Below are 25,413 nucleotides of genomic sequence, written 5' to 3' on the forward strand. Positions count from 1 at the left end.
AGAATGGCTAAGTACTTTTGCAGCATACGGTTACATCACATCGCAGCCGATTTCATTGGCTATGTCGCGGAGCTGTTGTTCATTGTCTAACTTAATCGACCATTTGCATTCAGAACCATTGGCTGAAATAACATTTGCCCCCTTTCCAATCAATTGAATTGCATCAACTTGAGCTTGTAATGTCACCCTATGCTCTCCATCTAGGCGAACAACCAGTTCATGTGCCGTTGCAATAACTTTTCCACTTTTAAACGTTATGACCATCTGTTTCTCAAAATACTTATCTTAAATATAATTACAGGTTAAATATTACGAATTCATTTAACGCTTGTGCTTCTTAACCGCAATGGTTAAGCGGCTTGTACACACCAAGCGTTGACGTTCATCTGTGATGTTTATCTGCCATACTTGGGTAGATACACCAAGGTGAATAGGCTCAGCAGTGCCTATAACATGCCCCTCACGCATCGATCGAACGTGGTTAGCATTAATGTCTAACCCTACACAGTAATAGCCGTCTGGAACACAGAAGTTTGCCGCGAGTGAACCCAACGTTTCAGCTAAAACGACGGACGCGCCGCCATGAAGCATGCCCAGCGGTTGGTGCGTAAAATGACAAACCGGCATGGTCGCTACCAAGGAATTATCGTTAACTTCGGTGTAAACAATGTTGAGGTGATCAATTAAGGTATTTTTTGAGGTCGCGTTGAAGGTATCTAGGTCAACGGGCTTTTTCCAAATACTCATATGGGTTCCTTAATTAGTACGTGAGCAGATTGATTGACGTTAATGGTGTTCTTAACGATAACAATGCTCTTAAATACAATAGTTATCTTACAGCTATTAGATATTACGCAAGTTGATGTTAACATGCATAAAAACCGAATACACAGAGGATATTGTATGACGTCATGGACGAAGTTTGCCTCGCTTCTCACACTTGCAGGCCTGACAGCATGTAGCGCTTCCCCAACAGGAAGAAACCAATTGCTGCTTTTTTCAGATAAAGATATGTCTCAGCTTGGAGCGCAATCTTTTGAACAAATGAAGAAAGAACAGCCGATCAGTAAAGATGCCAAAACCAACGCATATGTTCAGTGTGTAGCGAACAGTATTACTCAACACATTCCTAAGCAAGGCTTTAGTGAATGGGAAGTCGTTGTTTTTGATAGCGATCAAGTGAATGCGTTTGCCCTACCTGGTGGAAAAATTGGCGTATACACTGGTTTACTCAATGTTGCAGTTAATCAAGACCAACTCGCAACGGTCATAGGCCACGAAGTCGCACACGTTTTAGCGGACCACAGTAACGAGCGTCTTTCTCAGTCTCAGATAGCTAATACGGGTTTATCTATTACTAGCGTCGCGTTAGGCGCATCAGAATACAAACAATATCAGGGCATGACGATGGCTGCGTTAGGCTTAGGTGTTCAATACGGTGTTGTTCTACCTTATGGCCGAACTCAAGAGTCTGAAGCTGATATTGTAGGCTTAGAGTACATGGCTCAAGCTGGGTTCGATCCAAAACAAAGTGTCGATTTGTGGCAAAACATGGCGAAAGCATCAGGTGGGAACCAACCTCCCGAATTACTTTCTACGCACCCTTCCCACAATACGCGTATTAAAGATCTGCAAGCGAAAACAAAAACGTTACCTCAATCTGGAACATCAAGGCCAAATTGCAAAGCGTAACCTGATGCTCGATTAAATTTAGAGCCTCAAATACAAAAACGCCCTATCCATATTGGTTAGGGCGTTTTTAGTGAATCAAGCTAACGAGTTATTCGAACCACGTTAACTTGCAGATTAAGTGCCTAGAATTTGGAGCGGTAAGCTTAATAACTGATCGCCAGTTGATGCAAAGTACCAGATAACGCCGATTAAACTGCTCACTAAACCCACATACCAAAGGAATGATACGACTTGGCCGTATTTGTCTAAAGGCAATAAATGACTGTGATGCCGTCCTTTCCATTCGAAGAGTATTTCCACACTGCCCATAATCAATAAGAAGCCAAACAGGGTCAAATTCAGCTGATAACTCAGTACCACGCCAGCAATAGCTGCCGCAACACACAGGACAATACCAAGCACACTGTTCATCGAGAAACTGATACTTTTCAGCACATGGCCGCCATCAAGAGGCAAGATCGGCAGTAGATTGAACAGGTTTAACAAGGCATTAAATACCGCAAGCCCAGCAAAGAACATCTCACCCGTCGCCCAGTACAACACCATAAACACCAACGACAATATCAACCCAAACAGTGGTCCCATAATCGAGATAACCACGTCTTGCCAGCGTGTATTAATCTTTTCGTCCGATAACGCTAAGCCACCTAGGAATGGGATTAAATAGATGCCTTTGGTCTTCATACCAAAGTACTTCATCGCTCTGATATGACCATATTCATGAAACATTAGACAAGCAATCAAGGCCAAAGCGAACTGAATTGAAAAAAGCCATGAGTAAGCCGCTAAACTCGCAGAGGCGAGTACTACCTTAATTAGTTTGGCACTCTTGAAGGCTTTCATACCGAGTGACACTAACCCTATTAAGCTAAAACGCTTCTCTGACTTAGGTGTTACAACGGGTGTTTGTTGCTCGATATCTTTAGTGTTTCGATTGCCTTCGGTAACGGTTTGGCCATTCACGGTCGCTTTATAGGTCATCTCAAACGGTTGCCACTGAACGGTCGCCTCAACGTTACACTGCAACGTTTCTTCACCTGCGCGCAGAGTAAATGCATGGGTTCGAGCATCATCTTGATCTGTGGTTGCGTCTAATTGGGACACCAAAGTATTGTCCCAATACAGCTGTTGCCACCCTGCCATTGACCCCTCTAAACGAAGTGGTTTTCCAAGAAACTCTATCGCGAGTAATTCCAAACTTTAATTCCAATTTAATGACTATCAATATGAATCGATATTATGCCGATTTAGCGATTAACGGTAAACATAAACAAAGTTGTTACATATTGAGCAGTTGACCACTATTTATACCAGCACCTAACATAAACATTCTGGTCACACCTCCAACCACCCATAAATCATTGATTGTATTTATATTATTAGTGTTAGAGTGCCGCCCCTTAAAAATATTACTTCACAAAATGATAACTCATTCTTTGACTTTATATTAAACATGAATTTAACATGCCATTTACATTGGAGCTTAAACACCAACAACGCTCAGTGTGTTTTCAACAATAAGAATGAGATTTGATGCCCTAGGAGGGTCAAGGATGAAAACAATACAACGCTCTCTCGTTTCACTTTCTGTGCTATTTGCATGTAATTCACTTGCGGCTGGTTTCCAAGTTGCTGAGCACTCTGCCTCAGGTCTTGGTCGTGCATTTTCAGGTGAAGGTGCTGTAGCTGATAACGCGAGTGTACTAGCGAGAAACCCCGCCGCAATGACCCTATTTGATACAGCCCAATTTTCAGGCGCGGTTTCTATCGTTGATCCAGAGGTGGATATTACTCAAAACAATGTTCCAGGTTCAGGCGGACAGAGCCAAGTATCCAAAGACGTAGCGCCACTGCAAGTCGTCCCTGCTGCTTACTACATCAGCCCAATCAACGATAAATGGGCTTGGGGTATCGGTATGTTCTCTAACTATGGAGTTGCTACCGATTACCCAGATGATATTTATGCGGGTGATCTTGCTGGTGATACCTCACTTATATCAGTAAACGTAAACCCTAATGTCGCTTATCGTATTAATGATCAATTTAGTGTCGGTGCGGGTGCAAACCTTGTTTACGCAGAAGCCGAACTTAATCGTCACCAAGGCTCTATCTCTAACATTACTGGTGACTCTGCCTCTACAAAACTGATCAGCATGACAGGTGAAACATTTGCATTTGGTTGGAACGTAGGTGCGTTATATGAACTGAATGAAAGCAACCGATTCTCTATTGCTTATCGTTCAGAGGTAGACCTCGACTTTGATGATGGTGACTTTACTGATTACACGGGCAGCATCGTGCAAGGTAGTGCTACGACAACAACAGGCCGTCTAAAAATCACGTTGCCTTCAATTATTGAAATTTCAGCTTTCCACCAATTGACCGACCAATGGGCAATTCACTACGGCTGGCAACAAACTGGATGGAGTAGTTTTAAAGAGCTTAAAGCGACGAGTTCAGATTGTGCAAATGGTGAGTGTTTTAAAAAGACTGAAGACTACGACGACAATAACCGTTACTCACTGGGTGCAACTTACCAGTTGAACCAAGAATGGACCTTACGAGCTGGTTTGGCTTATGACGAGCAAGCTGGTGAAGCCACATTAAGCATCCCTGACAGCGACCGTTTCTGGTATAGCGCAGGTTTGACTTATCAATACAGCCCTAACCTTTCAATCGATGCTGGTTTCGCTCTTGTTCAAAGTAAAGAAGGTGATTTCACTGAAACCAATGAACTTGGTCAGGAACTTGAATTCTCTGGTGATGCAGTGGCTTATCTATCTGCGATTCAAATGAACTACACCTTCAACTAAACGGAATTAAAACATGAAAAAGTTATTTAATGTTTCGCTGCTTGCGTCAACAATGTTTCTTGCAGGTTGTGGTGATGACTCTTCGAGTTCAGGTGCTTCAACAACGATTCAATATGAGCAATACATTCAAGATTCACTCGCACAAGCGACGAGCATCAAGTTTCAATTAACGGGTGCTGATATTGCTGTTCCTCTTCCTAGTTTCGCGTTGATGGATGCTACCGACGGTACACTTGGCTTGCCAACTAGTGGCAATGACTCATTAACCAACCCTATTGCAGCAATGAATACAATGGATGGTTGGTCTACCTCAATGCCAATAATCATGGACTTTGAAGGTACTGGTTTAGCTGATGGTGTCGCAACTGGTGGTGTTTACCTACTAAAACTTAGCGGCTCACTTACTTCTGAAACCGCACCAACTGTTACGGGGATATTGACTCTAGGCACTGACTTTAACGTTTTATCTAGTGCATCAAGTGACAAGTTCACAATAGTGTTCAATAAGTCACTCGATGCTTCAAGTGAATACGTGTTGGCTCTGTCAAATGAATTAACAGATGTTAACGGCGACCCAGTTGGCATGTCTGCAAGTTATGCTGCGCTGAAATCAAGAGCAGTAACTTACACCGAAGGCAGCCTAGCTCAGGCGCAACAAGTCACTCAAGGCGTTGAAAAGATCTTCGCCGGAGCTACTGCAGCAGGTGCGATTAACCTTGATACTGAAAACATCATTTACTCGACTTGGTTTACTACAGAGTCTGTCGGTGATTCCCTTTTCGCTACAAAAGCTGCAACAGCAACAGGATTGGCTGTAGCAAACCTCAATAACGTTTGGACAGGGAGCGCAAACCCTAATTCTGTTGACCTTACAACAGCTTACGCAATGCAGTTTGTTTCTACTGAAACGTTCAAAACCGCATTAACTAACGATGTTGATTTTGATAAATACATTGGCGGCGGAGATGGAGCAACAATCGCGAAAGCCAAAGGAGCCATCGAATTTATGTACGGTGCCACTGACAACGTAGATGTCAGTCAAGGATTTGTTCAATTACCTTATTATCTTGAGACAAGCAGTAGTGAATGGAACTCGCAACCTTTTGAATCTGGTATGCCTAGCCTGGCTAAAGTTTCAAATGCTTTGAGCGATAGCGCAGAACAAGCCAATATGGCTGCTCAATTGGTTACTGCAGGCATAGATACAAGCGTATTAGCGACCAGCCAAACTGAGCAGCTTAAGTTGATCGGCTTAAACTTAACGCTTGCTGACGGTTCTGCGCTTGATAGTGAAAGAGTAATCACCAAATACTCTCCAGTTCCACAAGTTAAATCATTGGAAGCTGTTGAATTCTTGTTGTTTACACCGAATGGTTCTGATCCTACTAATGTAGTGATCTACCAACACGGTATCACCTCAGCTAAAGAAAACGCTTACGCATTTGCCTACAACTTAGCACGAGCAGGGACGGCCGTTCTAGCAATTGACTTACCAATCCACGGCACACGTAGTTTAGATGACACACGCTCAGCAAACTCCGACGTGTTAGCTTATCTAAACCTCACTAACTTGCCTGTAGCGCGTGATAACGTTCGTCAAAGTGCACTTGATGTAATGGGCTTACGAGCGTCATTGGTGGCTTCATTACAAGCGGGCTTACTCGTTAATTCACCGTTGAAGGGGTTTAACATAGCGACTGGTTCACAAGTTAAATTCTTAGGCCACTCTTTGGGCGGTATTGTTGGAACGACAGCGGTTGCAGCTTCTAACCGTACCTTAGGTAGCCCAACGGCTGATGCTCTGTATTCGTTTAGTGCTGCGGCAATTGAAAACTCTGGTGGGCAAATATCTAACCTTCTACTCGGTTCTACTGAATTTGGCCCTCAGGTTAAACACAATGTAGCGTTGAGCGCTTCGACGGAATACGCAAGCTATGCGGCAGCTAGCTGTACAAACAGCTCAGATAAATTGTGCTACGAAACGTTTGAAACTAATGCAACCACAGCCCAACTAGCAGTGATGACGGCTGCATTTCAGCAATTCGCGTATGCAGCTCAAACCGTGTTGGATACCATCGATCCGTTCACTAACGCTGATCACCTGTTAAGCTCTGGTTCACCTGTACTACCTATTTATATGGGACAAGTTAAGGACGATGACACGGTACCTAATTCAGTTGCGAGTGCTCCGTTTGCGGGAACAACTCCGTTGGCGACAAAGCTTGGTTTAACTGTTGTGGATTCAAGCAATACGACACCAAATGGCACCAAAGACTTTGTTAAGTTTAATGATGTTGCTTTTCACAGTACTTTTGTATTACCGAAAGATACAACGACTCCGACACCTCTTGATTCAGCTCATTACGCAGAGATGCAGGCTGAAGCTGTAGATTTTTTGGTGGACAACAAGTTGGATTCAGTATCAAACGCAGGCTCTGTTTTGGAGTAAAATTTACCTTTCTATCAAAAACAAATGCCAGCCTAACCGCTGGCATTTTTGTATCTATCGACACCCCATCGTCCCTAGTTAACCGTTTGCATAAACCTTTAAAACACAAATGGTCGATCTCAGCTAAAATTAATCAAGACAGAATACCGTACGACCTCTTTCTTTATTGTAAATAAAGTGGATAATAGCCCCGTAATTTAATACCTAATAAATGTGAGTCCATTATGTCTTCTGAAGCTACGATGCTAGAACGCTGCCAATCTAAATGTGAACTATGTGGTTCTGATTCTTCTCTTACTGCATACGCAGTACCGCCACACAGCCACGTAACAGTGGATCACGGCATCATGGTATGTGACAAATGCCTGGGTGAAATTGACGATCCAAAAGATATCAACCACTGGCGTTGCCTAAGCGACAGCATGTGGAGCCAAGAAGCGCCAGTTCAAGTAATGGCATGGCGTCAACTTACTCGTCTGAACTCTGAAAGCTGGGCTCAAGACGCGCTAGACATGATGTACCTTGAAGAAGAAACATCAGTTTGGGCACAAATCGGCATGTCTGCTGATGACAAGCCTCTTGATGTAAACGGCGTTGAACTTAAAAAAGGTGACGACGTAACAGTAATCAAAGACCTGCCAATCAAAGGTACTAACCAAGTGATTAAGCAAGGTACTGTTATCCGTGGCATCAGCGTTGGTGACGATCCTAAGCTTGTTTCTGGTAAAACAAACGGCGGTCAATCAATGTACGTAATCGCTGAGTTCTGCCGTAAGAAGTAATTCTTCTCTTAGCTGAACAAAATCTCAAAGGCGCTAATGAATAATTAGCGCCTTTTTAAATTGGAAAATTCAAACCAATTTTTTATCAGAATCCACTGCCTATATTAAAGTAGACGGCACTTTCTTCGTGGCTTTGTGCGTAATCCATCCCGATATGTAAACCATACCTGCGAGCAATTTGATAACGAAAGCCTACTCCACCTGCGCTCACCTTGTTACTTTGTTCAGCTCGCTCTGATGCTTTTCCTGATCCATAGAAGCCTGATACGTTCCAACGATGGCTTATGCTGTAAGTTAGCTGCCCTTGAAGTGTCTCAATTTCATCTCCCTGATAGCGAAATGAGGAAACACCTCTTAATTCAACATATGGCTTGGCTGTTGGAGAAACGAACCCATCATCTTGCTCATAGCTTTGATAATTACCCGCTAGCCCAAGCGTCCACTTTTCTGCCACTGGGATGTAACCTTCGCCTTCAACATTGAAGTTACGATAGTTTGAATCACTACCAATAGCATCATCAAAAACCATGTAGTCCGCTGAAAACCGGTACCCGCTCTTTGGATAGAACAAGTTATCTCTTGTATCAAATTCAGCTTCAATACCTAAGCCTGATGTCACCGACTCTGTGCCTAAAGTGAGTTCCATTAACTTATCAATCAAGCGATTATCAGATTCAACTTTAGACTTGGCTAATAACTGTTTCACGCCAATCATCCAGGGCGTGTTTCCAATTCTAAATTGCACCTTTTGCGACAGTACAGCGACTGACGTTTTTGTACCAAATTTAAGGTCTAACTCTTTCCCGACAAGAGAAAACTGCTTATATAAATCAAGATTCGCAACACCAAAACCACCACCACCAATATAACGTATTGAATCATTCACCCAAGATCGTCTATGGCCACCGAATACAAACCAAGTATCATTCTCAGTCCCCAAAGCACCTACGACACTCATCGCAGACGGAACGAGTTGCGCCCCTCCATCAATAGCCTTTAACGCAGCTTCTTTACGGACACGTTTTTCTTCTTCACTCTCATGTAGAAACAACCCAGCAACACCGCCACCGTACCCAACGGCAGGCTCTGTAATTAAGATAGGTATGGGTAAGAATCCAGTCGCATTTTCCGCGATGTGATGCCCCATATCAAACTGACCGTCCACTGGGTCGTAAAAGGATGCCATAGAAGTAAAAGGGGTCAATAAGGAGCTTGAGAATAACGCAAGCACACCACAGCGATTCATATAAATTGCCTCAAAAAAAAACCGAGGACTGAGCCTCGGTTGAAAGTTTGCTTCCGTGCAATAAACATTGAAATTAAGAACTTTTTGCTGCTAAGAGAGTTCCTCATCAGCACGGGCATAATAACCAGCTTTGTATATTTGCCCTACTCCCATATGGAGGATGTCGCCCTACAAAATTAAAGAGCTTTCTATATGACAGAAACGCAAAAGGCTCATATAAATGAGCCTCTATTAATAAGTTACTTACGTTCTTGCTCTGCTAATCTCGTTTCAATACTCGATCAACATGTTCTTTTATAACAGATAAAACCGATAATTTTACTTCCCTCATTTGCTTAGAATGATGGCACCAAAGCGCAAAACCGAATTTGAATCCTTGTTGCATTTCAGACGACTGTATAGGTTCAATGTCGTAATGGGAAAATTCAGAATGAGCAAACGTTTTTGGTAACAGTGCCCACCCTAAACCGGCTTCAACCATTTTAATAACTAACGCCAATTGATCGACTTCTTCGTTATCGGAGCTGATGGTTACTTTTTCTGACATTCCCTCCTCAATAAACGATCTCAAGATAAACTGCTTTGAATTTCTTAACGCTAAAAGTACATCCTCTTGCGCCAAAGATGAGAACTCACCATTTTTTTGAACGAATGGGGAAAATTCAATGTGACCTAGAAAAGTCGCATCAAAGCTGTGTATACCACGGCTGTCATGCACATTAACTAGTCCAAAGTGGTACTCCCCGCTTTGAAGGCCCTTCTTAATATCCTTTTTGTTTCGAATTAAAAAGTTCACTCGCATCATCGGGAAATCACGACGCAGTTTCTTTCGAATATCCAAAAGCATTTGATGAGGTATCACACCAGAATAAGCAAAGGTGATGTTTTCCAACCCGCCATAAGACAAGCTCAAAGCCACCTTGTCGAATGTTCTTGCCTGTTCAATCGTTTGCTTAGCGTAGTGGTAAAGATGATGACCATCTTCTGTCGGCTTTACAGAGCGTCCAACCCTTTCAAATAGGCTTACCGCGAGTTGGTCTTCAAGGTTAGTTATAACCTGCCCGATTGTCGTTCTGTGCTTGTTAAGCTTGACTGCTGCCTTGCTGAAAGACAGTTGGTCATAGACAGTCACAAAAGCAAGAAGTTGTTCAATGCTAAAGTTCATAATGAAGTACTAATTTTTCTCGAATCATGTATTTAAACTATCACAAGAACGCGTAATTGCTACTAAGCAATGCAAATAACGCCATGACTAACATGCTGGATAGAAAAGAAAACCTACTGAATTGAGTAGGTTTATAGAACGCTTATTTATATTCGATGACACGCGCTAAGTAATTAAATTCACCTGAGTCTCCATGATAATCTCGGTATACATCAACACTGAAATAGCTCGGGCGATCTCTCTCAATATGTTCCATTAACTTTTGTTCTAAGAATTCGAGGCTATCGCCAGTTTGTGAGTAAACAAGTTTTTTGCCCACTTTTTGTAGTTGCAGCGCGTTTGCCTCATCATGAGAAACGTAATTGTTTATCTCTGTCCATTCGCCAACGTATTCAATAGAAACATAACTCGAATTCTCATCAATCATAATAATGGCTGAATCTTCATGTACTCGTGTCATTTGTTGCATTTGGTTATCTACGTGATGTTGCTCAGCTTTCGTTAGGTCTTGCGCCATAACGCTCGTTGACATGCTTAGTAATAGTAACGCCAGTGTTGTGTTGTTCATTTCTTTGCTCTTTTTATTGTGGTAATTCAGTGACCCAAAGCTGCCCTTGAGTCGCTTTATAGAAGCCGTATTGATAAATTGCTTTCAAGTAGTGCTCGTCAAACATGTCTTTTGAGCGTTTGGCAAATCCAAAGTCTTTTTCGATATAGGTAAATTGCATTTTGATGTCATTCAGTTCACTGAAGTATTTCATTCGATAAAGGTCTCCTCGCGTCTGTGCCAACGTCAAGCTTGTTAAACTTTTTGCTACCAAATCCAACCCCTTATCTTGTAAACGATGATAAGGCGCTTTAAGAGCCCCGTTTCTAATTACGTCTAATTGGGGAGGTGTTTCGAGGTCTAACGCTTCAGATATCTTTGTATAATCAAAATTTGATGGATTAAAAAACACTTGAGCAGCAAGGCCACCATCAACATGCAACTCTTCATATGTCTTTCCGTCGAGTTCTACATTGATGAACTGCGGTGGAAAAACCCCTGGGATTGAAGCACTTGCGGCTAATACTTTGTATACGAGTTCTGCCTTATCTGGTCGTTCACTATTAGCAATGGCGCCTAAATTCCAAATAACCAATTCTCCGGAATCAAAATGCGTACTGCCAATGAATAGGCGTTTACCATTTCGATGTTGTTGAGCGATTTTGTCGATCATTGATTCCGGATAAGCATTGGCAATGAATTGGTATAAATGTTCACCGTCAGTAAAGGCGTCTTTGAAAACCGTGTTTAGAAAATTCTTTTTCCCTAATATTGCATCGTCGTTAATGTCGAGCATGACGTTTTTCATTTCGCGTAGCGCATCTCCACCGATGAAAGCAAACGGCGCAATCAACGCCCCCGCACTAATGCCTGTGATAATTGAATAGTCTTTGAGTTGTCCGGACTCCTTTAGTCCCATCAAAACTCCAGCCCCAAATGCCCCATTCGCCCCTCCACCAGAAAGCGCGAGTATATTCAAATGTTCGCCACTCACCTTAATCGGGGTTGTTTTGTTATATTCAGAATAGAGAAAATCAGGGGTTTCATTCGCCCACGTACGTAATGGCTCATGAGAAGGTGTCGCTGCAACCGTTACGTCTCGATAATTATCCTTAGAAACTCTTGCATCTAAGGTGTGAGGAGAACTACACGCCACTAAGAAGGCGGACAGCAGGACAGTAAAAACAGAGTAAACTCGGCGATTCATATTTGGACTCATTTCATCTTCTCCGGTGCTTTCCAGAGTATTTTTTCAAGGGTAAGAAATAAATGAAGTCCGTTTCTTCTGTTGAATAAATATAAAACGAATCGACGAGTTTAAATAATCACGTATGTAGGATGTAACCCTTCGAAAAAACACCCGATAAGGTGCTATGCAATTTTAACAACATTGAAATCACTCGTTGGTTCTACGAATTCATATTGAGCATTGATGGTTTGTAGCTCCCAAGTACCATAACTTTTAGTTACTTCTAATACCCCATAGACCGCATTATGTGCGTGACGAAAAGCGGCAACAGGCGACATGCGTTTAACTAAACATGCGGTGAACAGCCCTGAAATTAGGTCACCAACACCTACAGGTTGTCTAGGAAAATCGATATTTGGTCGCTGAGCTAGATAACAGGCTTTAGGTGTCGCCAAGATCATGCTGAAAGCTTCGTCAGGTAATGCATGGAGATGTTTTACTAGAACGATTTTCGGGCCCAGTTCTAACGCTTTTTTGCATGCGGTCACTGCATCGTACAAAGAGTTGATATTGATACCCGTAAGTTCCGTAAGTTCAAATTGATTCGGAACAATGACATCAGATATGGGTAAAAGATGCTCGACAATCGCTGCCTTAACACCGTCATCAACAATGCAACCTTTGTCCGGGTCACCCATTACTGGGTCGCATACATACAAAGCATTTTTATTGCGTTCTTTGACTAAAGTTACTGATTCAGCAACAGCCCGACACTGGTCTGCACTCCCTTGATAACCCGATAATACAGCGCCGCATGCTCGTAAAGAGTCAATGTTATCAAGCCCTTTCATCAAGTTTCGAATGTCATCTGATGTAAACTTTTGCCCAGTCCAACCCTGTGTATACTGTGTGTGGTTTGAAAACTGTACAGTGTGAATCGGCCATACATCTAGCCCCATTCTCTGCATCGGAAACACTGCTGAACTATTACCAGCGTGACCATAAACAACATGAGATTGGATCGAGATAATACTTTTCATATGTCACTCTTCTTTAGTGAGATCGATTGACGACTAAATAAACACAACAGATTAATTGGATTTCACTGTGCTTATTTGGTCGGAATAGCCCCGACGGTGTCGAGGCTTATTCTTTATAGTGTAAACCGTTGAGTTAATAGGACCGGTAAGTGAATAGAACCACTAACTCATTAGCGATTATTAGCCTTGAAACTCAACAAAGTGTTCATCAAGTACTTTACGAGTCGCGCGGCCAATTAGCTCGTATTCATGGTGAGTTAGGTTAGCGAGTGATACACGAACTGATGCATGTACCGTGTCGAAACCCTTGCCTGGCAGCAAAATAACGCCCGTTTCATGTGCAAGACGGAATAGGAAATCTTTACCTTTGCCATTTGATTTGAACCAATCGACAAACGCGTCGCCGTACAACTTGCCACCTAAAGTATCCAGCTCAAGCAGTGTGTAGTAATCAACGCGATCTTTGTTCTCTTCAACTTCAAGACCCATGTTTTTGTAAAGCGTAATGTAACGTTCACGGATGATGCGTTTACACGCCGCTTTATAGCTGCCTTCAGAATCCATAAGGCATGTTAGGGCAAACATCGCCATTTGCACTTGTTGTGGTAATGACAAGCCAGCAGTGTGGTTCAATGCAACGCTTCGGCTATCAGCCACAATACGATCGATGAATTTGATGTCGCGAGGTTCAGGAGACAACGTTTTGTAACGGTCATCAAGCGCACATTGTTTCTCTTCACTGAATGAACGCAGTGTGTCGTCGAATACATTTTTGTGCTGAATACCGATAGTACCTAAGCGCCAGCCAGTTGCACCGAAGTACTTAGAGAATGAATAAACACAAAGTGTGTTGTACGGTAGTTTTGCAAATAGAGAAACGAAATCGTCAGCAAACGTGCCGTATACATCGTCGGTAATGATAAATAGATCGTTGCGTTGCTCATTTACAAATTTTGTTAAGTTATCTAGCGTTTCATCCGAGAATTTCACTGATGCCGGGTTCGCCGGGTTAACGACACAAAGCAGTTTAATGTCTGTATCTGCTAGTTTTTCAATTTCAGACATTGGTAATTGCCAAGTTGTCTCATCAAGGCGTAGTTCGACGATCTCTAGCTCATATTCAGAAAGTTCAGGTATTTCTAAATAAGGAGTAAAGATTGGTGTGATCAACGCAACCTTGTCGCCTTTTTTAAGTAAGCCGTTGTTAAACATCGTTTGGAATGTATAAGTCATTGAAGCGGTTCCACCTTCCGTTGCAAACAAATCAAAATCTGTTGTCATTGGTGTTGGGCCGTACATTTCTTCCGCGATGTATTGTTTAACTACTTTCTCAATGTTTACCAACATACGCGGTGGTACTGGGTAGTTACACGCAAGGTAAGCGAGAACGAGTTCGTTTAGGAACGCTTGTTTTTGGATGCCTAGACGATCTTTTGCGTAGCTTAGTGCGCGCTCGATGAACTGAACACCTTTGTCGTTTTGGTATTCTTTTGCAAATGTATCGAAACGCTCAACAATACCTACGCCGTCAGGAATGCCACCAAAATCACCACCAAGGTATGCATAGTTACGTTCTGCTTCATTAACAGCGAATTCACCAAGGCGAATAAACGCTTTACGTGGTAGTGTCGCTAAAAAATTAGGGTTACCACGACCAGCATCTAATAGTGCGCGGTCAGGCACTGTTTGTGCTACTTCGATTAGTTTATCTTTTAATTCAAATGGGCTTAAATCTTCGAATTTTGAGAAGTCGATTACTGTATTTTGTGTAGTCATAATATTTACCTAATTATATATTTACTAAATTTGGGGAATACTTACCCTATCGACCAAATATTTAACCGATAAGTTATACTGTTTATTATTTACATGCCTGCGTTTAAAGTAATTACACCGACGATGATGGGGCCCCACAATGTAAGTAGGACATTAGCTACTGCGTAAGTTACTGTGAAAGTAAATACAGGTGTTGCATTGCCTGTTTTTTCCATTAATGCCGCAAAGCCAGGGTTTGCGCTGCGTCCGCCAGTCACACAACCTAATGCTTCTACCGGATTCTTAATTTTCAACACAAAGTATGAAAAGAAGAATGATATAAGTTGCGGAATAATGGTTACAGCAGCACCTAAGAACAATAATGACATACCGTGTTCTTTGATGGTGTCAACGGCTTGTGGTCCTGCTTGCAGACCCACAATTCCAACAAAAGCTGCCAGGCCAAAGTCACGAATAAAGTTAACGGCTCCAACTGGAAACTGTGCAATGTGAGGGTTTCTGCTACGAATCCAGCCAACGAATAAACCAGAGATCAAACAACCTGCACCAGAGCCGATCGTTACTGGGATACCAGCGATTTTAAAGCTAATCAAACCAATAAGCAGACCAACAACCATACCCAAACCAAGAATCACAAAGTCAGTCATGCTTGCTGAGCCCATGCGCTGTCCAATATTTTTCTCTACGCGATTAATATCATTTGCAGTACCAGTGACTTGAATAATGTCATTTTTCTTAACAACCAATTCCGGTGTCAATGCAAGCGCTACGCCTTCACGGATATAATCAGTAATGTAAACACCACGATATAAACCTTCGTTTGAGTGTTGTTTGATCTCTCGAAGAGATTGTCCGACAAGCTTACGGTTATCTGCGATCAGCTGTCGATTTTCTTCTATAATTTCATAGCTTTCAGGAAGAGATACTTCTTTGCCATGAGCGCTACCCTGTAACTCTTGGACCGCATTTCTACGACCGGTAACAACGATGATGTCACCTTCTTTGAGTACTGTGAACTTGTCTGCATTAAGCTCACGTCCATCACGCTCAATCAATTCGATACAAGCAGAAAGCGATGTGTCATTTAACTGTGCTAAGGTATTTCCGACTAACTTGTCTCCAGAACTGACTTTAAACGCACGGGTAACTAATGCCGTAACCGCATTAAATTCACCAGGTGCCAGTTCGCGTTTACCGCTAGAGTTTTTTTCTTCTAGGGCTATCGCTTCAGCTCGAATGTCCCACTTCATCAGTGTTGGGAATACCCAGGTAACCATTAGGATTGGACCTAAAGAACCAAAGATGTAAGTTACTGCATAGCCGACAGCAACATTGGTTTGCATTAGGTGTTTTGCTTCTTCTGATACCCCACCAAGGCGAGCGATAGCATCACCAGCGGTACCAATAATTGCAGACTGTGTGAGACCACCAGCGGCTAGGCCTGCAGCCGTACCTCTATCGAGGTCAAATAACCATGCGGCAGCTAATACACAGAGTAAGCCCGACACTGTCATTACGACAGCTGAAAGTAATATATTGATGGTTCTAAAGTTAAGTGCTTTAAAGAACTGAGCACCACCTTGATAACCGACTGCATATATAAATAGCGCAAAGAAAATACTTTTCACGCCTGGATCAATATCAACACCGAATTGTCCGATAATTACACCCATTAATAATGTCCCGGCAACACCGCCTAAAACAAATCGACCAATGGTAATCTTACCGACCATATAACCGAGAGAGAGTGTAATAAACAGTGCGACAAATGGGGCCATATCAAATAGATTAGAAATGATGTCCATGACAAATTTACTCTTATGTTAAATTAAGGAATAAATAATCGAACGAATAAATTAGTAATGATATTTGTTGGATTATTAAAGCATCTCGTTGCTTCGAGACGAATATTAGTTAGAAAAGAGTATTCAATGTAATCCTTTTTGATGGACTCAATCATCGCATGTTCAATAATTAAGCGATATCATCATTTTAGAAATGAAGATTTCACTATATTACAGTGAGTTACAATAAAAATGATTGTTTTGAATTTTGTAGATATTTTTAAAAGTAACCGTTATTTGTTTCTTACCTCTATTTATACCTCTGACAACCTCGCTTTACGTATCCACTTCACTTCGTATTGATAGGCTTATCCGGCAAATAGAAAGTCGATTACGCCTATTGATGGATCAGGTCCTCTAAACACGATTATCACGTTCAGCCTAACTACCGTATCGTTCCATTCATCAAACAAATAGAGAACAAAACCATGAACACCATGCCGCATGAGCTCGTATGGGGAGAGGTTTACTTTCCACCGCTGTTACTGGTTGTCGCATTGGCTTATGTGTTGACGATATTAACCGGCTCAATCACAACCAGATTAGGACTTCATAAATATGTCGCGTTTCCTGCGTTAGCTGAGTTGAGCCTAATCGTCATTTTTACTGGCATCGTCGGCCAATTTATTACCATTTTTTGAGGCAATTCCTGTGATAAAACGTTATCTCATTACACTCCTATTATTCGCAGCCGCTGGTACTGTCATCTATAGCTATTACCAATCTTATTCAAGCAACCCTTGGACTAGAGACGGCCAGGTGAGTGCTTATATTGTCTCTATAACACCACGAGTTACAGGCCAAGTAACCAAAGTCCATATTGATGATAACTCTCAAGTGGTCAAAGGCGATATTCTGTTCGAAATCGACCCAAGCCTTTACCAAGCGGCCTATCACAAGGCCTTAGCTTCTCAAAAACAAGCCTTAGCATTACTTTCAAAAGCAAAGAATGAAGAGCAACGCGCACTTAACTTAGAAAAAAGAACGCCAGGTGCTATTCCAGTTTTAACGCTAAACAACCTCAGTAATGCGGTTGAGACATCCTCCGCGAACGTTCAGCTCGCTAAAGCAAACGTCGAAGAAGCACAACTTAACCTTGAGTATACAAAGGTGTATGCACCAACTAATGGTTATATCACTAATCTAAGCCTTCGTGAGGGTTCTCAAGCAGTCGCAAACTCGCCAGTTGTCGCGTTAATTGATGAGGATAGCTTTTGGATTGAAGGTTATTTCAAAGAAACGGATCTTGTTGGCGTTGACGCGCAAGACAAAGCATACGTAACGTTAATGATGCACAACAAAATCCAGTTAGAAGGTCACATTAAGAGCATCGGTTTTGGTATCGCTAAACAAGATGGGAGTACCGGCAACGACTTGCTGCCCAACGTAAACCCAAATTTCCAATGGATTCGCCTTGCGCAACGTATTCCAATTAAAGTGAAGTTAGACCATATTCCTGATGAATTGCAGCTTCGTGTTGGTATGACAGCTTCTATCAAAATTATTAAATAATTGGGTGTTTTCTATGTTCAATGCGTCGACTAAAGAAGCGATAAAAGCGGCGTTCTCTATTGTTATCGCTATATGCTTAGCACTATGGTTCCAATGGGAAAAACCTTATTGGGCAGCAATTGCAGTTGCAGTGATGGCGTTGAATGAGAGCTTTGCTCACTCTATAAACAAAGGGCATAACCGGTTAATGGGAACCTTGTTAGGGACCGGTTATGCCTTTTTCCTCATTGCGATGTTTTCACAAGACCGATTTTTGTTTCTGACATTTTTTACATTGTTCTTAGGCACATGCATTTTCATGTCTAGTGACGAGAAATATGGCTATGTGTTTTCAATTGGTTTCGCAGTCTGTTCGATTATTTCTTGTATGGGCGGGTTTGATAGCCAAGTGACCTTCCATTTTGCCGTGCTACGTATACAAGAAACCATACTTGGTATCGTAACTTTTTCTATCGTCTATCGTTTAATTTGGCCAGTCAACACAGAGCTAAATTTTATACAACGATTTGAAACCAGTAGAAATTCACTATTAGAAATAATGGAAAACCTAGACAACATCGACATCAACGCGCTTGAAAGTAACACCGCCAATATTGATAAGTTGCATCAACTTTTAGATTTGCCACTTACTGGTAGTTACCATCTTAAACAGAACAGCCAAACATGGCGCTTACGTATCAACGAGATGGCGCATATCCAAGATACATTACTTGAGCAAAGTCACAGTGAATCTGACTTGGGTATTCAATGGGTCGTTATTACCAACAACTTGAAGAGCTTTAATACGCTAACACCAGATCAATCACTTATTGAAGGTGAACCCAATGTAATGGGCGATAATAAAGACGTGTCTTGGCATCGCGCTCATCGTACGTTTGTTCAACATTTGAATGAAGACGGACGCAAGGTCCTACAAGGTGTGTCGATGTTCGTAACTTCGCTATTGATATGGATATATCTTCCAATGCCGGGTGGCTTTATTTTTCCAATGCTTGCGGGCGTTTTTTCTTCAATGGTACCTACAATGCCACCGAGTATCATCAAAGATGCATTTTTCGGCGTGCTTGGTACAGGTTCAGTGATCTTACTTCAATACATCTTCGTGATGCCTTTGATGACCGAGCTTTGGCAACTTGCCCTATTCTACTTCGTTAATATCATGGTGATATGGAAAGTCTTCGCGACACCTAAACTAATGGTACATCGAATATTGGGTATTAACTTATTGGTGGTGCTTACATCTGGTGCACTCAACCTGACACCAGTCTATCAAATAGAAACACCACTATTAATGTTGGTCAATATCTTAATCATTTTGATGATAGCGAAACTATTTACTGATCTATTCAGAGTAAAAGTGACGGTTTAAAATTACGCCTGCACTACCTCATAAACATGTAACGGCCTGCCAAGCATATTGCTTCGCAGGCCGTTTCCCTTTCTATTTACCTGCCTGACTTATGAACACATTAAGTTTTAAAATCAATTAGTTGCCAAAGAATACCATTGAAAAGTAATTAAGTGAGGATGGCGTCCATCAAACGCGATTAACGACATTTCCACCCTCACCTTAGAATCCTATCATTGATTGGCGCAATGCATTTTTAAACGCGACATTCACACTGGAAATCCTTATGGATACATACATAACAAACTGAACACGAGGTTCAGTACAACATCGACTGTTTGAGTCTCGAAGGTTTGAGGCTACTCAGAGTGGAAACCGTCATGAGTTTTTTTGAAATACGCACTAGCGCCTGTAAGACCCATACTCTTTCTGTATTAGCGAGCGCCCTGCTACTTACAACACCCTCTTTAGCTTCAGCCGCAGAAGAAACTAAAACTTACAGCGAAGCCATGGAAAAAGGACGTGCCCTGTTTGACAAATATGGCATCAGCTACGACTTACCAAAACTAGCAATCAGCTCATTGGTTCAAGGTGAGCACTTAGTCGAACATGCGCGTCGTACTCTTCAAGTCGGTGATGAAATTCGTGACTCAAGCGTCTACCTAGTTAAAAACACCGACAGCAAGGGCAACATAGACCTACGTATAAAATATAACCCAGAAGAACTGGACGATAACGATGATCTTCTGGATGAAATAGAAGCTTTCACTCGTACTGAATATCGCTTACGTGACTATGCCGAAAGCTTTGATTCTTCTTCAGTGCGCGTGCAAGAAATCGACGACAACAAAGTCATCATTAGCTTTGATTATTCGAAGTATGGCTTACCTCAAGATATCGCGTATTTCCGATTCTTGAATGTCGATATCGAATTAGTCGACGGTGAACCAAAGCGAATGCTGATCACCAATGACAAGCCTTTTACACACCATATTTACAAGGTAGAAAGCTACAACCAAGAGATTGAGTTCAACACATTGGAGTCTGGCAAGCTCGTTATTGCACGCAAAACAACAGAAGTCGTCGGCACAACGAAGAATAAACCGATGAAGATGACTAGTTTGGTCGAACCAGTGGCGCTATACGCAGATGACAACGGCGTAGAAGTTCTAAATGAAGCAAGACTTCAGGAAGTCTCAGACCCAAGAATGCAAGAAGCGAGCGTAAAGCTGGACCGCATCTTTCCATTAATGGGTGACATGGTGCGCCGCAAAGGCATCGATATGCCGCTTCCATTCGGTGTTTCTGTTGCTTACCGAAACCAAGACATGAATGTTCCCTTCAACGATTTCACTATCGGAGGTGTTCGTTTAAACGATTTGTTCGATCCCGACGACAGTGTGGGCATCGTCAATGCAGAGAGTTTATCTATCCGAGGTGACGTAAATATCCTACCGTTTTGGAATGTTTTCGGATACATAGGAAAGGTTAATGTCGATGCAAATGTCGACGCGTCTTATACAGGGGAAGCTGGGCAATTTCTCAAAGATAAACTTAACGACAAACTACCAGGATTGGGCGACAAACTTTGTGAAGGTGTATCTGCACTGTGTAACAGCGGTCGCTTAAACGTTCCACTTCACCTTGAATATGATCTCCGAGGTCTCGGTACAACGTTATCTGTTGGTTACAAAGAATTTTTTGCCTCAGTTACCGGCACTTACTCGCAAACACGCCTAAAAGGATTAGACGATTGGGGAGAAGGCATTGTTACAGTTCAACCAATGCTGGGTTATCAATTAGTCGATTATCGCGCTCAATTTTTCGTAGGTGCGGAATACCAAGGTTTAGATTCACGCATGCAAGGTACTGTAAAAACCGGTGATATTGAATTTGATTATGACGTTGGTGTCGAGCTAAACGAATGGGCTCTCCTAACGGGTTTCAACAAGCAAATCGGTAAAAATTACAACTTAACCGTTTTGTACAACAAAGGCGAAACGCGCGATGCACTGACATTAAATCTCGGCTACCGCTTCTAGACTAAATCTAACCAAATTTCTGATGTGAACCTACGTTGTATTAGGTCGACATCATACAAATGAAAACGCGCCAACGTTGGTTATCCAGTAGATAACACACGAAGAAACACAACGTCAAATGCTCCAAAGACGGAGCCATCACCTTATGGATCTACAGGTTTGACGGTATCGATGCGCGGTTCGTTATTTTACCGAATTCTATTGTGGACACATTTTTTATGACTATTGCATACCGCTCACTTATCGCATTGTCTATTGCTACTGCCCTTATAGGCTGTGGCGACGATAGCCAACCAACGGTTCCAATGCCAGACAAACCTGAACCTCTCGTGCCTGCCCCTGCTGAAACCTTTACTACTCAAATCGGCGACGCAAGTATCAAAGCGACCAAAGAAGAGCTGGTTATTACGTCGAATACCGAAGACGATAAGCTGGCTTCTGTTGAGGCTTTTAAAGGCATTAAATTTGCCGAAGCAGAGCGCTTTGAGCAAAGTAACATTGTTGATCTTGGGAGCGACATTGATGCGACTGCGTTTGGTAATGCATGTCCTCAATTGAAGAACGTTTCACAGACACAATCTGAAGACTGTTTGAACCTTAACATTTGGCGACCAGTAGGCGTAGATACTGATGCAGATCTACCGGTTTATGTATTCATCCACGGTGGTGACTTTGAATATGGCTCAGGTTCTGAAGCACTTGTGCACGGTGATACCGTGGTTGCTCAAGGAAGCGACGATGGTAAGCCTTTCATCTATGTAAGCTTGAACTACCGTCTTGGTCAGTTAGGTACTCAATGGATTAAAGGCGTGAACGAAGATGGCAACTATGGCCTAGGTGACCAGAAGCGCGCCTTAGAGTGGGTACATAACAATATCGCTGACTTCGGTGGTAATGATCAAAACGTAACCGTTATCGGTCAAGGCTCAGGTGCTATGTCTATTGGTTTCTTGCAACAAGATGACAATATCGCAGGTCAATATTTCCAACGTGCCATCATGCAAAGCAACCCGTATGGTTTTGAGTATCCTAGCTATGACGTTGCTAAGGACCGCAACAATGACTTTGATGTAGACACTTCGATCGACGAGATCATGGCGTCGCAAGAAACAGCTTTGAATGGTATTGAACAGCTAAAAAATTGGTTGTTAGGTTCTTTGCAAATCCCAATTCTGAGCCCAGTAGCAGATGAGACGCCAATGTCAAACCTGATGCCTTATGCTCCTTACATATTGTGTGAAGAAACTTTCCTTGGTAGCTGTAGAGAATCAGCAAAATCACCAACGCAAGCAGGCTTCTCAGTACCAACTGTCCTAGGTGAAAATGCACATGAAGCGAACAGCTTTGGTATGCTCTTTACCACTACGTTCTTAATTCCAACGGTCATCGAGTTATTAATAGATGATGAACCTGAACTGCTTACTAATGAAGATCCAGCAAAGCTAGCTCTAGCTATGGTTAACTGGTTAGAAGATGAAAACAACATCGTTCTTCTACAGCAAAAACTATCTGAGCAAGCAAGTGATGAAGTTTCAGCAGATCTTGTATTGCCAAGCAGTGCTTACAGCGCAGTAACGGGTTTATTTTATGGTGCAAAGCTAGAAGGTGATCTACTTGAAATGACTGGATGCATTGATACCAGTGACATTACGGGTACCGTAGGTTGCTTGGTCGACATTGTTGATATCACTAGCCACCAACAAACCCAAGATATTCTGGCTCTAACGGATTTCTACCCTAACTCAGAAGCTGACATAGGTGGTGCTCTTGACAACATGACGCAATTTAAAACCCTGCTAAATGACACCTTGTTCAATGGCCCTGCTCGTTATATGGCAGCAAATAGCAAAGTAGAAGCAACGCTATACCACTTTGAGCACAAACCAAGCTTTAACATGTGGAACTTTAAAACAGGTCTAAATGAAGAAACGGGCGAATACGACCAACTGTCAATCATTGATCTATTCAAAACGATCGGTTGCATCAGCGGCGCATGTAACGGTTCAGAACTGCCATTTATGTTCAACAAAGCTATACGCTTTGACGGTAGTGATATTCACCCGACAAGCAATGAGAAGGTATTGATGAACGAAATGTCGCGTCTTTGGTTTAGCGATGAATTGTTCCAGAGCTACCAGTACAGCGATGCAGCCGACAATGTGCTTGTAATTGATGGTGCAGGATTCAGCGAAAACAGTACTACCTTCGACTGGGACTATGTCACAAACCCAGGTGTTGATCCTAAGCTTCGTGAAGGTCGCTTAACGGGTCTAGCAGAGCAAGGTCTTATGCCTTGGGACTGGTACCTTAACTAAACATATTCAACACCCCTCCTACTTTAACGGCCAGCTCGCTGGCCGTTTTTATATCCAAATTTCATGTTTAAACGCAGGTTAGTTATGACATTTAGCAAACTAAAAACAGCATGCACAATAATGTTGATTGCTTTGGTCACAGGCTGTGCCCAACCTTACCCCGATGTTGAACCTGACTTCGAAGCTAACTGGCAGAGCACAGAACATCAAGCTCAAGTCTATTTGATCCCTAGTGCGCCTGAAGCCTTTGCTCGCCGCATTGATCTGGTTCGCCAAGCCCAACATTCCATAGAAATGACCTACTTCTCATGGGAAAACGACACTCTGGGTCTGATGCTGTTAAACGAGCTAAAACACGCCGCTGATCGCGATGTGGCTGTGCGCCTGACGCTAGACGACTTACTGGTATTCAATGACAAATGGCTTGCGGAGTTGGACTCACACGCCAATATTGAAATCCGACTGTTCAACCCTTTTGAGTCACGTAGAGCTGGCTGGATTGGTCGTGCGTTCAACTTCTCGACTCACCAAAAACAACTGGATAATCGACTTCACGAGAAGTACTTCAATGTTGACCATCAATCGATGATTTTGGGCGGAAGAAATATTGGTAATGATTACTTTGGTTATAGCGAAAATGCCAATTTCTTTGATATGGACGTTCTGTTTCGAGGTACGGTAATAGCGTCTTTCGACCGAAACTACCAAGCACTTTGGGAGAGCGAATACGTAGTGCCAATTCAAGAGCGCATTCAAATCCAGGAGACCGAACAATACCAAGCGTTCACCAAAGCGTTAAACAAAGGCGAAAAGAATACAGCGTTGATCACGTCTGAAGTCGAAAGGCAGATAAAGAGCTTAAACCAACCGAAGTTCATTTCGGCCTCTGTCACGCCGGTATTTGACTCACTGGAGAAGCTCAATGACAACAAGCCTTACTTTCGTCAACGTACAGAGAACTTAATGAAGCAAAAAGTAGCGACGCCAACTAAGGCTATAATTTCTACGCCTTATATGGTGCCAAGCGATAATCAGTTTGTGTTTGTCGATGCGCTCAGAGAGAACCAAGCCGAAGTCACTTTACTGACCAACTCATCGGCTTCCAATGATTCAGGCTTTGTACCAGCTTATTACGAAAAACACCGTGAGACTTTGCTCGACAAAGGCGTAAGTATCTATGAGTACAAAAGCCAAGCTATCAATGATGATCACTACTTTCATGTTGATACCTACTACCACAACAAGACAGTAATTTTAGATGACCGTTTTACCTACATTGGCTCTTCTAACTTTGACCCAAGATCAGACTTTCTGAACGTTGAGTTTGGTGTGTTGATTGACAATGAGGAGTTTGCGAAGCAAGTGACACACAACTTAACGCGTCAGAAAGACGAATTGTTCTGGGAGGTGTCACGTGCCCAATCAGGTGAGACTACTTGGGTTTCAGGGGAACAAAAACAGACTAAAAACCCTGATTACAGTTCATGGAATACGTTGCCGGATTGGTTGTTCCGCAAAGTAAACGGCGAGTTTGAGCTTTAATACTAATGCCCGTGAGTGTGTCAGAATCATAAAGTCCTTATTTGTCTGCAACTCTTTGTAACTCATCAATCTTCAAAACATAAAAAACCGCGTGATTCGCGGTTTATTTAT

The 25,413-nt window shown here is 42.4% G+C and carries 20 protein-coding genes; 10 read left to right on the plus strand and 10 right to left on the minus strand.

What is annotated here, in order from left to right:
- Nucleotides 1-30 precede the first annotated feature (30 nt).
- Together AACW75_RS10080 and AACW75_RS10085 are read right to left on the minus strand one after the other, a co-directional pair.
- Nucleotides 31-264 carry a DUF3389 domain-containing protein gene (locus AACW75_RS10080; RefSeq protein ID WP_004730938.1) on the minus strand — a complete coding sequence of 78 codons (234 nt, stop codon included), beginning with the start codon at nt 262-264 and terminating at the stop codon, nt 31-33.
- 57 nt (nt 265-321) lie between these two features.
- The gene (locus tag AACW75_RS10085) at nt 322-747 is read right to left on the minus strand and encodes a hotdog fold thioesterase (RefSeq protein WP_102551360.1); all 426 of its coding nucleotides are present in this window, start codon (nt 745-747) and stop codon (nt 322-324) included.
- Between the two features lie 156 nt (nt 748-903).
- On the opposite strand from AACW75_RS10085, the gene AACW75_RS10090 reads away from it, so the two are divergent.
- Entirely contained in the window at nt 904-1,692 is a 789-nt protein-coding gene (locus tag AACW75_RS10090; RefSeq protein WP_145568841.1) for a M48 family metallopeptidase, read from the plus strand.
- Nucleotides 1,693-1,806: 114 nt separating this feature from the next.
- On the opposite strand, the gene AACW75_RS10095 is transcribed toward AACW75_RS10090, so the two are convergent.
- A complete protein-coding gene (locus tag AACW75_RS10095; protein ID WP_145568839.1) occupies nt 1,807-2,889 on the minus strand; it encodes a site-2 protease family protein in 1,083 nt (360 codons plus the stop codon).
- A 356-nt stretch (nt 2,890-3,245) separates the two neighbouring features.
- Between AACW75_RS10095 and AACW75_RS10100 the strand changes: the two genes are divergently transcribed.
- From AACW75_RS10100 to AACW75_RS10110, 3 genes are all read left to right on the plus strand, one after another.
- Complete coding sequence (locus AACW75_RS10100; RefSeq protein ID WP_102445893.1) at nt 3,246-4,505, plus strand: outer membrane protein transport protein; 1,260 nt, start codon at nt 3,246-3,248, stop codon at nt 4,503-4,505.
- Nucleotides 4,506-4,518: 13 nt separating this feature from the next.
- Nucleotides 4,519-6,954: a VolA/Pla-1 family phospholipase gene (locus tag AACW75_RS10105; protein WP_145568837.1), complete on the plus strand. Its 2,436-nt coding sequence runs from the start codon at nt 4,519-4,521 to the stop codon at nt 6,952-6,954.
- Nucleotides 6,955-7,178: 224 nt separating this feature from the next.
- On the plus strand, nt 7,179-7,736 hold the full coding sequence (locus AACW75_RS10110) for a PhnA domain-containing protein (protein ID WP_004730927.1): 558 nt from the start codon (nt 7,179-7,181) through the stop codon (nt 7,734-7,736).
- Between the two features lie 85 nt (nt 7,737-7,821).
- Here the strand turns inward: AACW75_RS10110 and AACW75_RS10115 are convergent, their stop codons facing one another.
- The 7 genes from AACW75_RS10115 to aspT form a co-directional block, all read right to left on the minus strand.
- Nucleotides 7,822-8,982 (minus strand): BamA/TamA family outer membrane protein, encoded by a 1,161-nt coding sequence (locus tag AACW75_RS10115; protein WP_145568835.1) that lies wholly within the window; start codon nt 8,980-8,982, stop codon nt 7,822-7,824.
- Nucleotides 8,983-9,241: 259 nt separating this feature from the next.
- The gene (locus AACW75_RS10120) at nt 9,242-10,147 is read right to left on the minus strand and encodes a LysR family transcriptional regulator (protein WP_017092845.1); all 906 of its coding nucleotides are present in this window, start codon (nt 10,145-10,147) and stop codon (nt 9,242-9,244) included.
- A gap of 142 nt (nt 10,148-10,289) precedes the next feature.
- Nucleotides 10,290-10,715, minus strand: coding sequence for a hypothetical protein (locus AACW75_RS10125; RefSeq protein ID WP_145568833.1), 426 nt, complete (start codon nt 10,713-10,715; stop codon nt 10,290-10,292).
- 13 nt (nt 10,716-10,728) lie between these two features.
- The gene (locus AACW75_RS10130) at nt 10,729-11,901 is read right to left on the minus strand and encodes a patatin-like phospholipase family protein (RefSeq protein ID WP_145568877.1); all 1,173 of its coding nucleotides are present in this window, start codon (nt 11,899-11,901) and stop codon (nt 10,729-10,731) included.
- Nucleotides 11,902-12,065: 164 nt separating this feature from the next.
- Complete coding sequence (gene pdxY, locus AACW75_RS10135) at nt 12,066-12,923, minus strand: pyridoxal kinase PdxY (protein WP_145568831.1); 858 nt, start codon at nt 12,921-12,923, stop codon at nt 12,066-12,068.
- Between the two features lie 180 nt (nt 12,924-13,103).
- Nucleotides 13,104-14,699 carry a bifunctional aspartate transaminase/aspartate 4-decarboxylase gene (locus AACW75_RS10140; RefSeq protein ID WP_017095568.1) on the minus strand — a complete coding sequence of 532 codons (1,596 nt, stop codon included), beginning with the start codon at nt 14,697-14,699 and terminating at the stop codon, nt 13,104-13,106.
- 89 nt (nt 14,700-14,788) lie between these two features.
- The gene (aspT, locus tag AACW75_RS10145; RefSeq protein WP_102450666.1) at nt 14,789-16,504 is read right to left on the minus strand and encodes an aspartate-alanine antiporter; all 1,716 of its coding nucleotides are present in this window, start codon (nt 16,502-16,504) and stop codon (nt 14,789-14,791) included.
- 467 nt (nt 16,505-16,971) lie between these two features.
- Here aspT and AACW75_RS10150 point away from each other — a divergent pair, with 467 nt between their 5' ends.
- From AACW75_RS10150 to AACW75_RS10175, 6 genes are all read left to right on the plus strand, one after another.
- Nucleotides 16,972-17,184 carry a DUF1656 domain-containing protein gene (locus tag AACW75_RS10150; protein WP_017079206.1) on the plus strand — a complete coding sequence of 71 codons (213 nt, stop codon included), beginning with the start codon at nt 16,972-16,974 and terminating at the stop codon, nt 17,182-17,184.
- Between the two features lie 10 nt (nt 17,185-17,194).
- Entirely contained in the window at nt 17,195-18,055 is an 861-nt protein-coding gene (locus AACW75_RS10155) for an HlyD family secretion protein (RefSeq protein ID WP_017092840.1), read from the plus strand.
- A gap of 13 nt (nt 18,056-18,068) precedes the next feature.
- Nucleotides 18,069-19,424 (plus strand): FUSC family protein, encoded by a 1,356-nt coding sequence (locus AACW75_RS10160; RefSeq protein WP_017092839.1) that lies wholly within the window; start codon nt 18,069-18,071, stop codon nt 19,422-19,424.
- Between the two features lie 359 nt (nt 19,425-19,783).
- Complete coding sequence (locus AACW75_RS10165) at nt 19,784-21,445, plus strand: hypothetical protein (protein ID WP_145568830.1); 1,662 nt, start codon at nt 19,784-19,786, stop codon at nt 21,443-21,445.
- Nucleotides 21,446-21,663: 218 nt separating this feature from the next.
- Entirely contained in the window at nt 21,664-23,760 is a 2,097-nt protein-coding gene (locus tag AACW75_RS10170; RefSeq protein WP_145568828.1) for a carboxylesterase family protein, read from the plus strand.
- A gap of 84 nt (nt 23,761-23,844) precedes the next feature.
- Nucleotides 23,845-25,302: a phospholipase D family protein gene (locus tag AACW75_RS10175; RefSeq protein WP_145568826.1), complete on the plus strand. Its 1,458-nt coding sequence runs from the start codon at nt 23,845-23,847 to the stop codon at nt 25,300-25,302.
- The last annotated feature ends 111 nt before the right edge of the window (nt 25,303-25,413 follow it).

The organism is Vibrio sp. L3-7 (assembly GCF_963898195.1).
Lineage (GTDB): Bacteria > Pseudomonadota > Gammaproteobacteria > Enterobacterales > Vibrionaceae > Vibrio > Vibrio echinoideorum.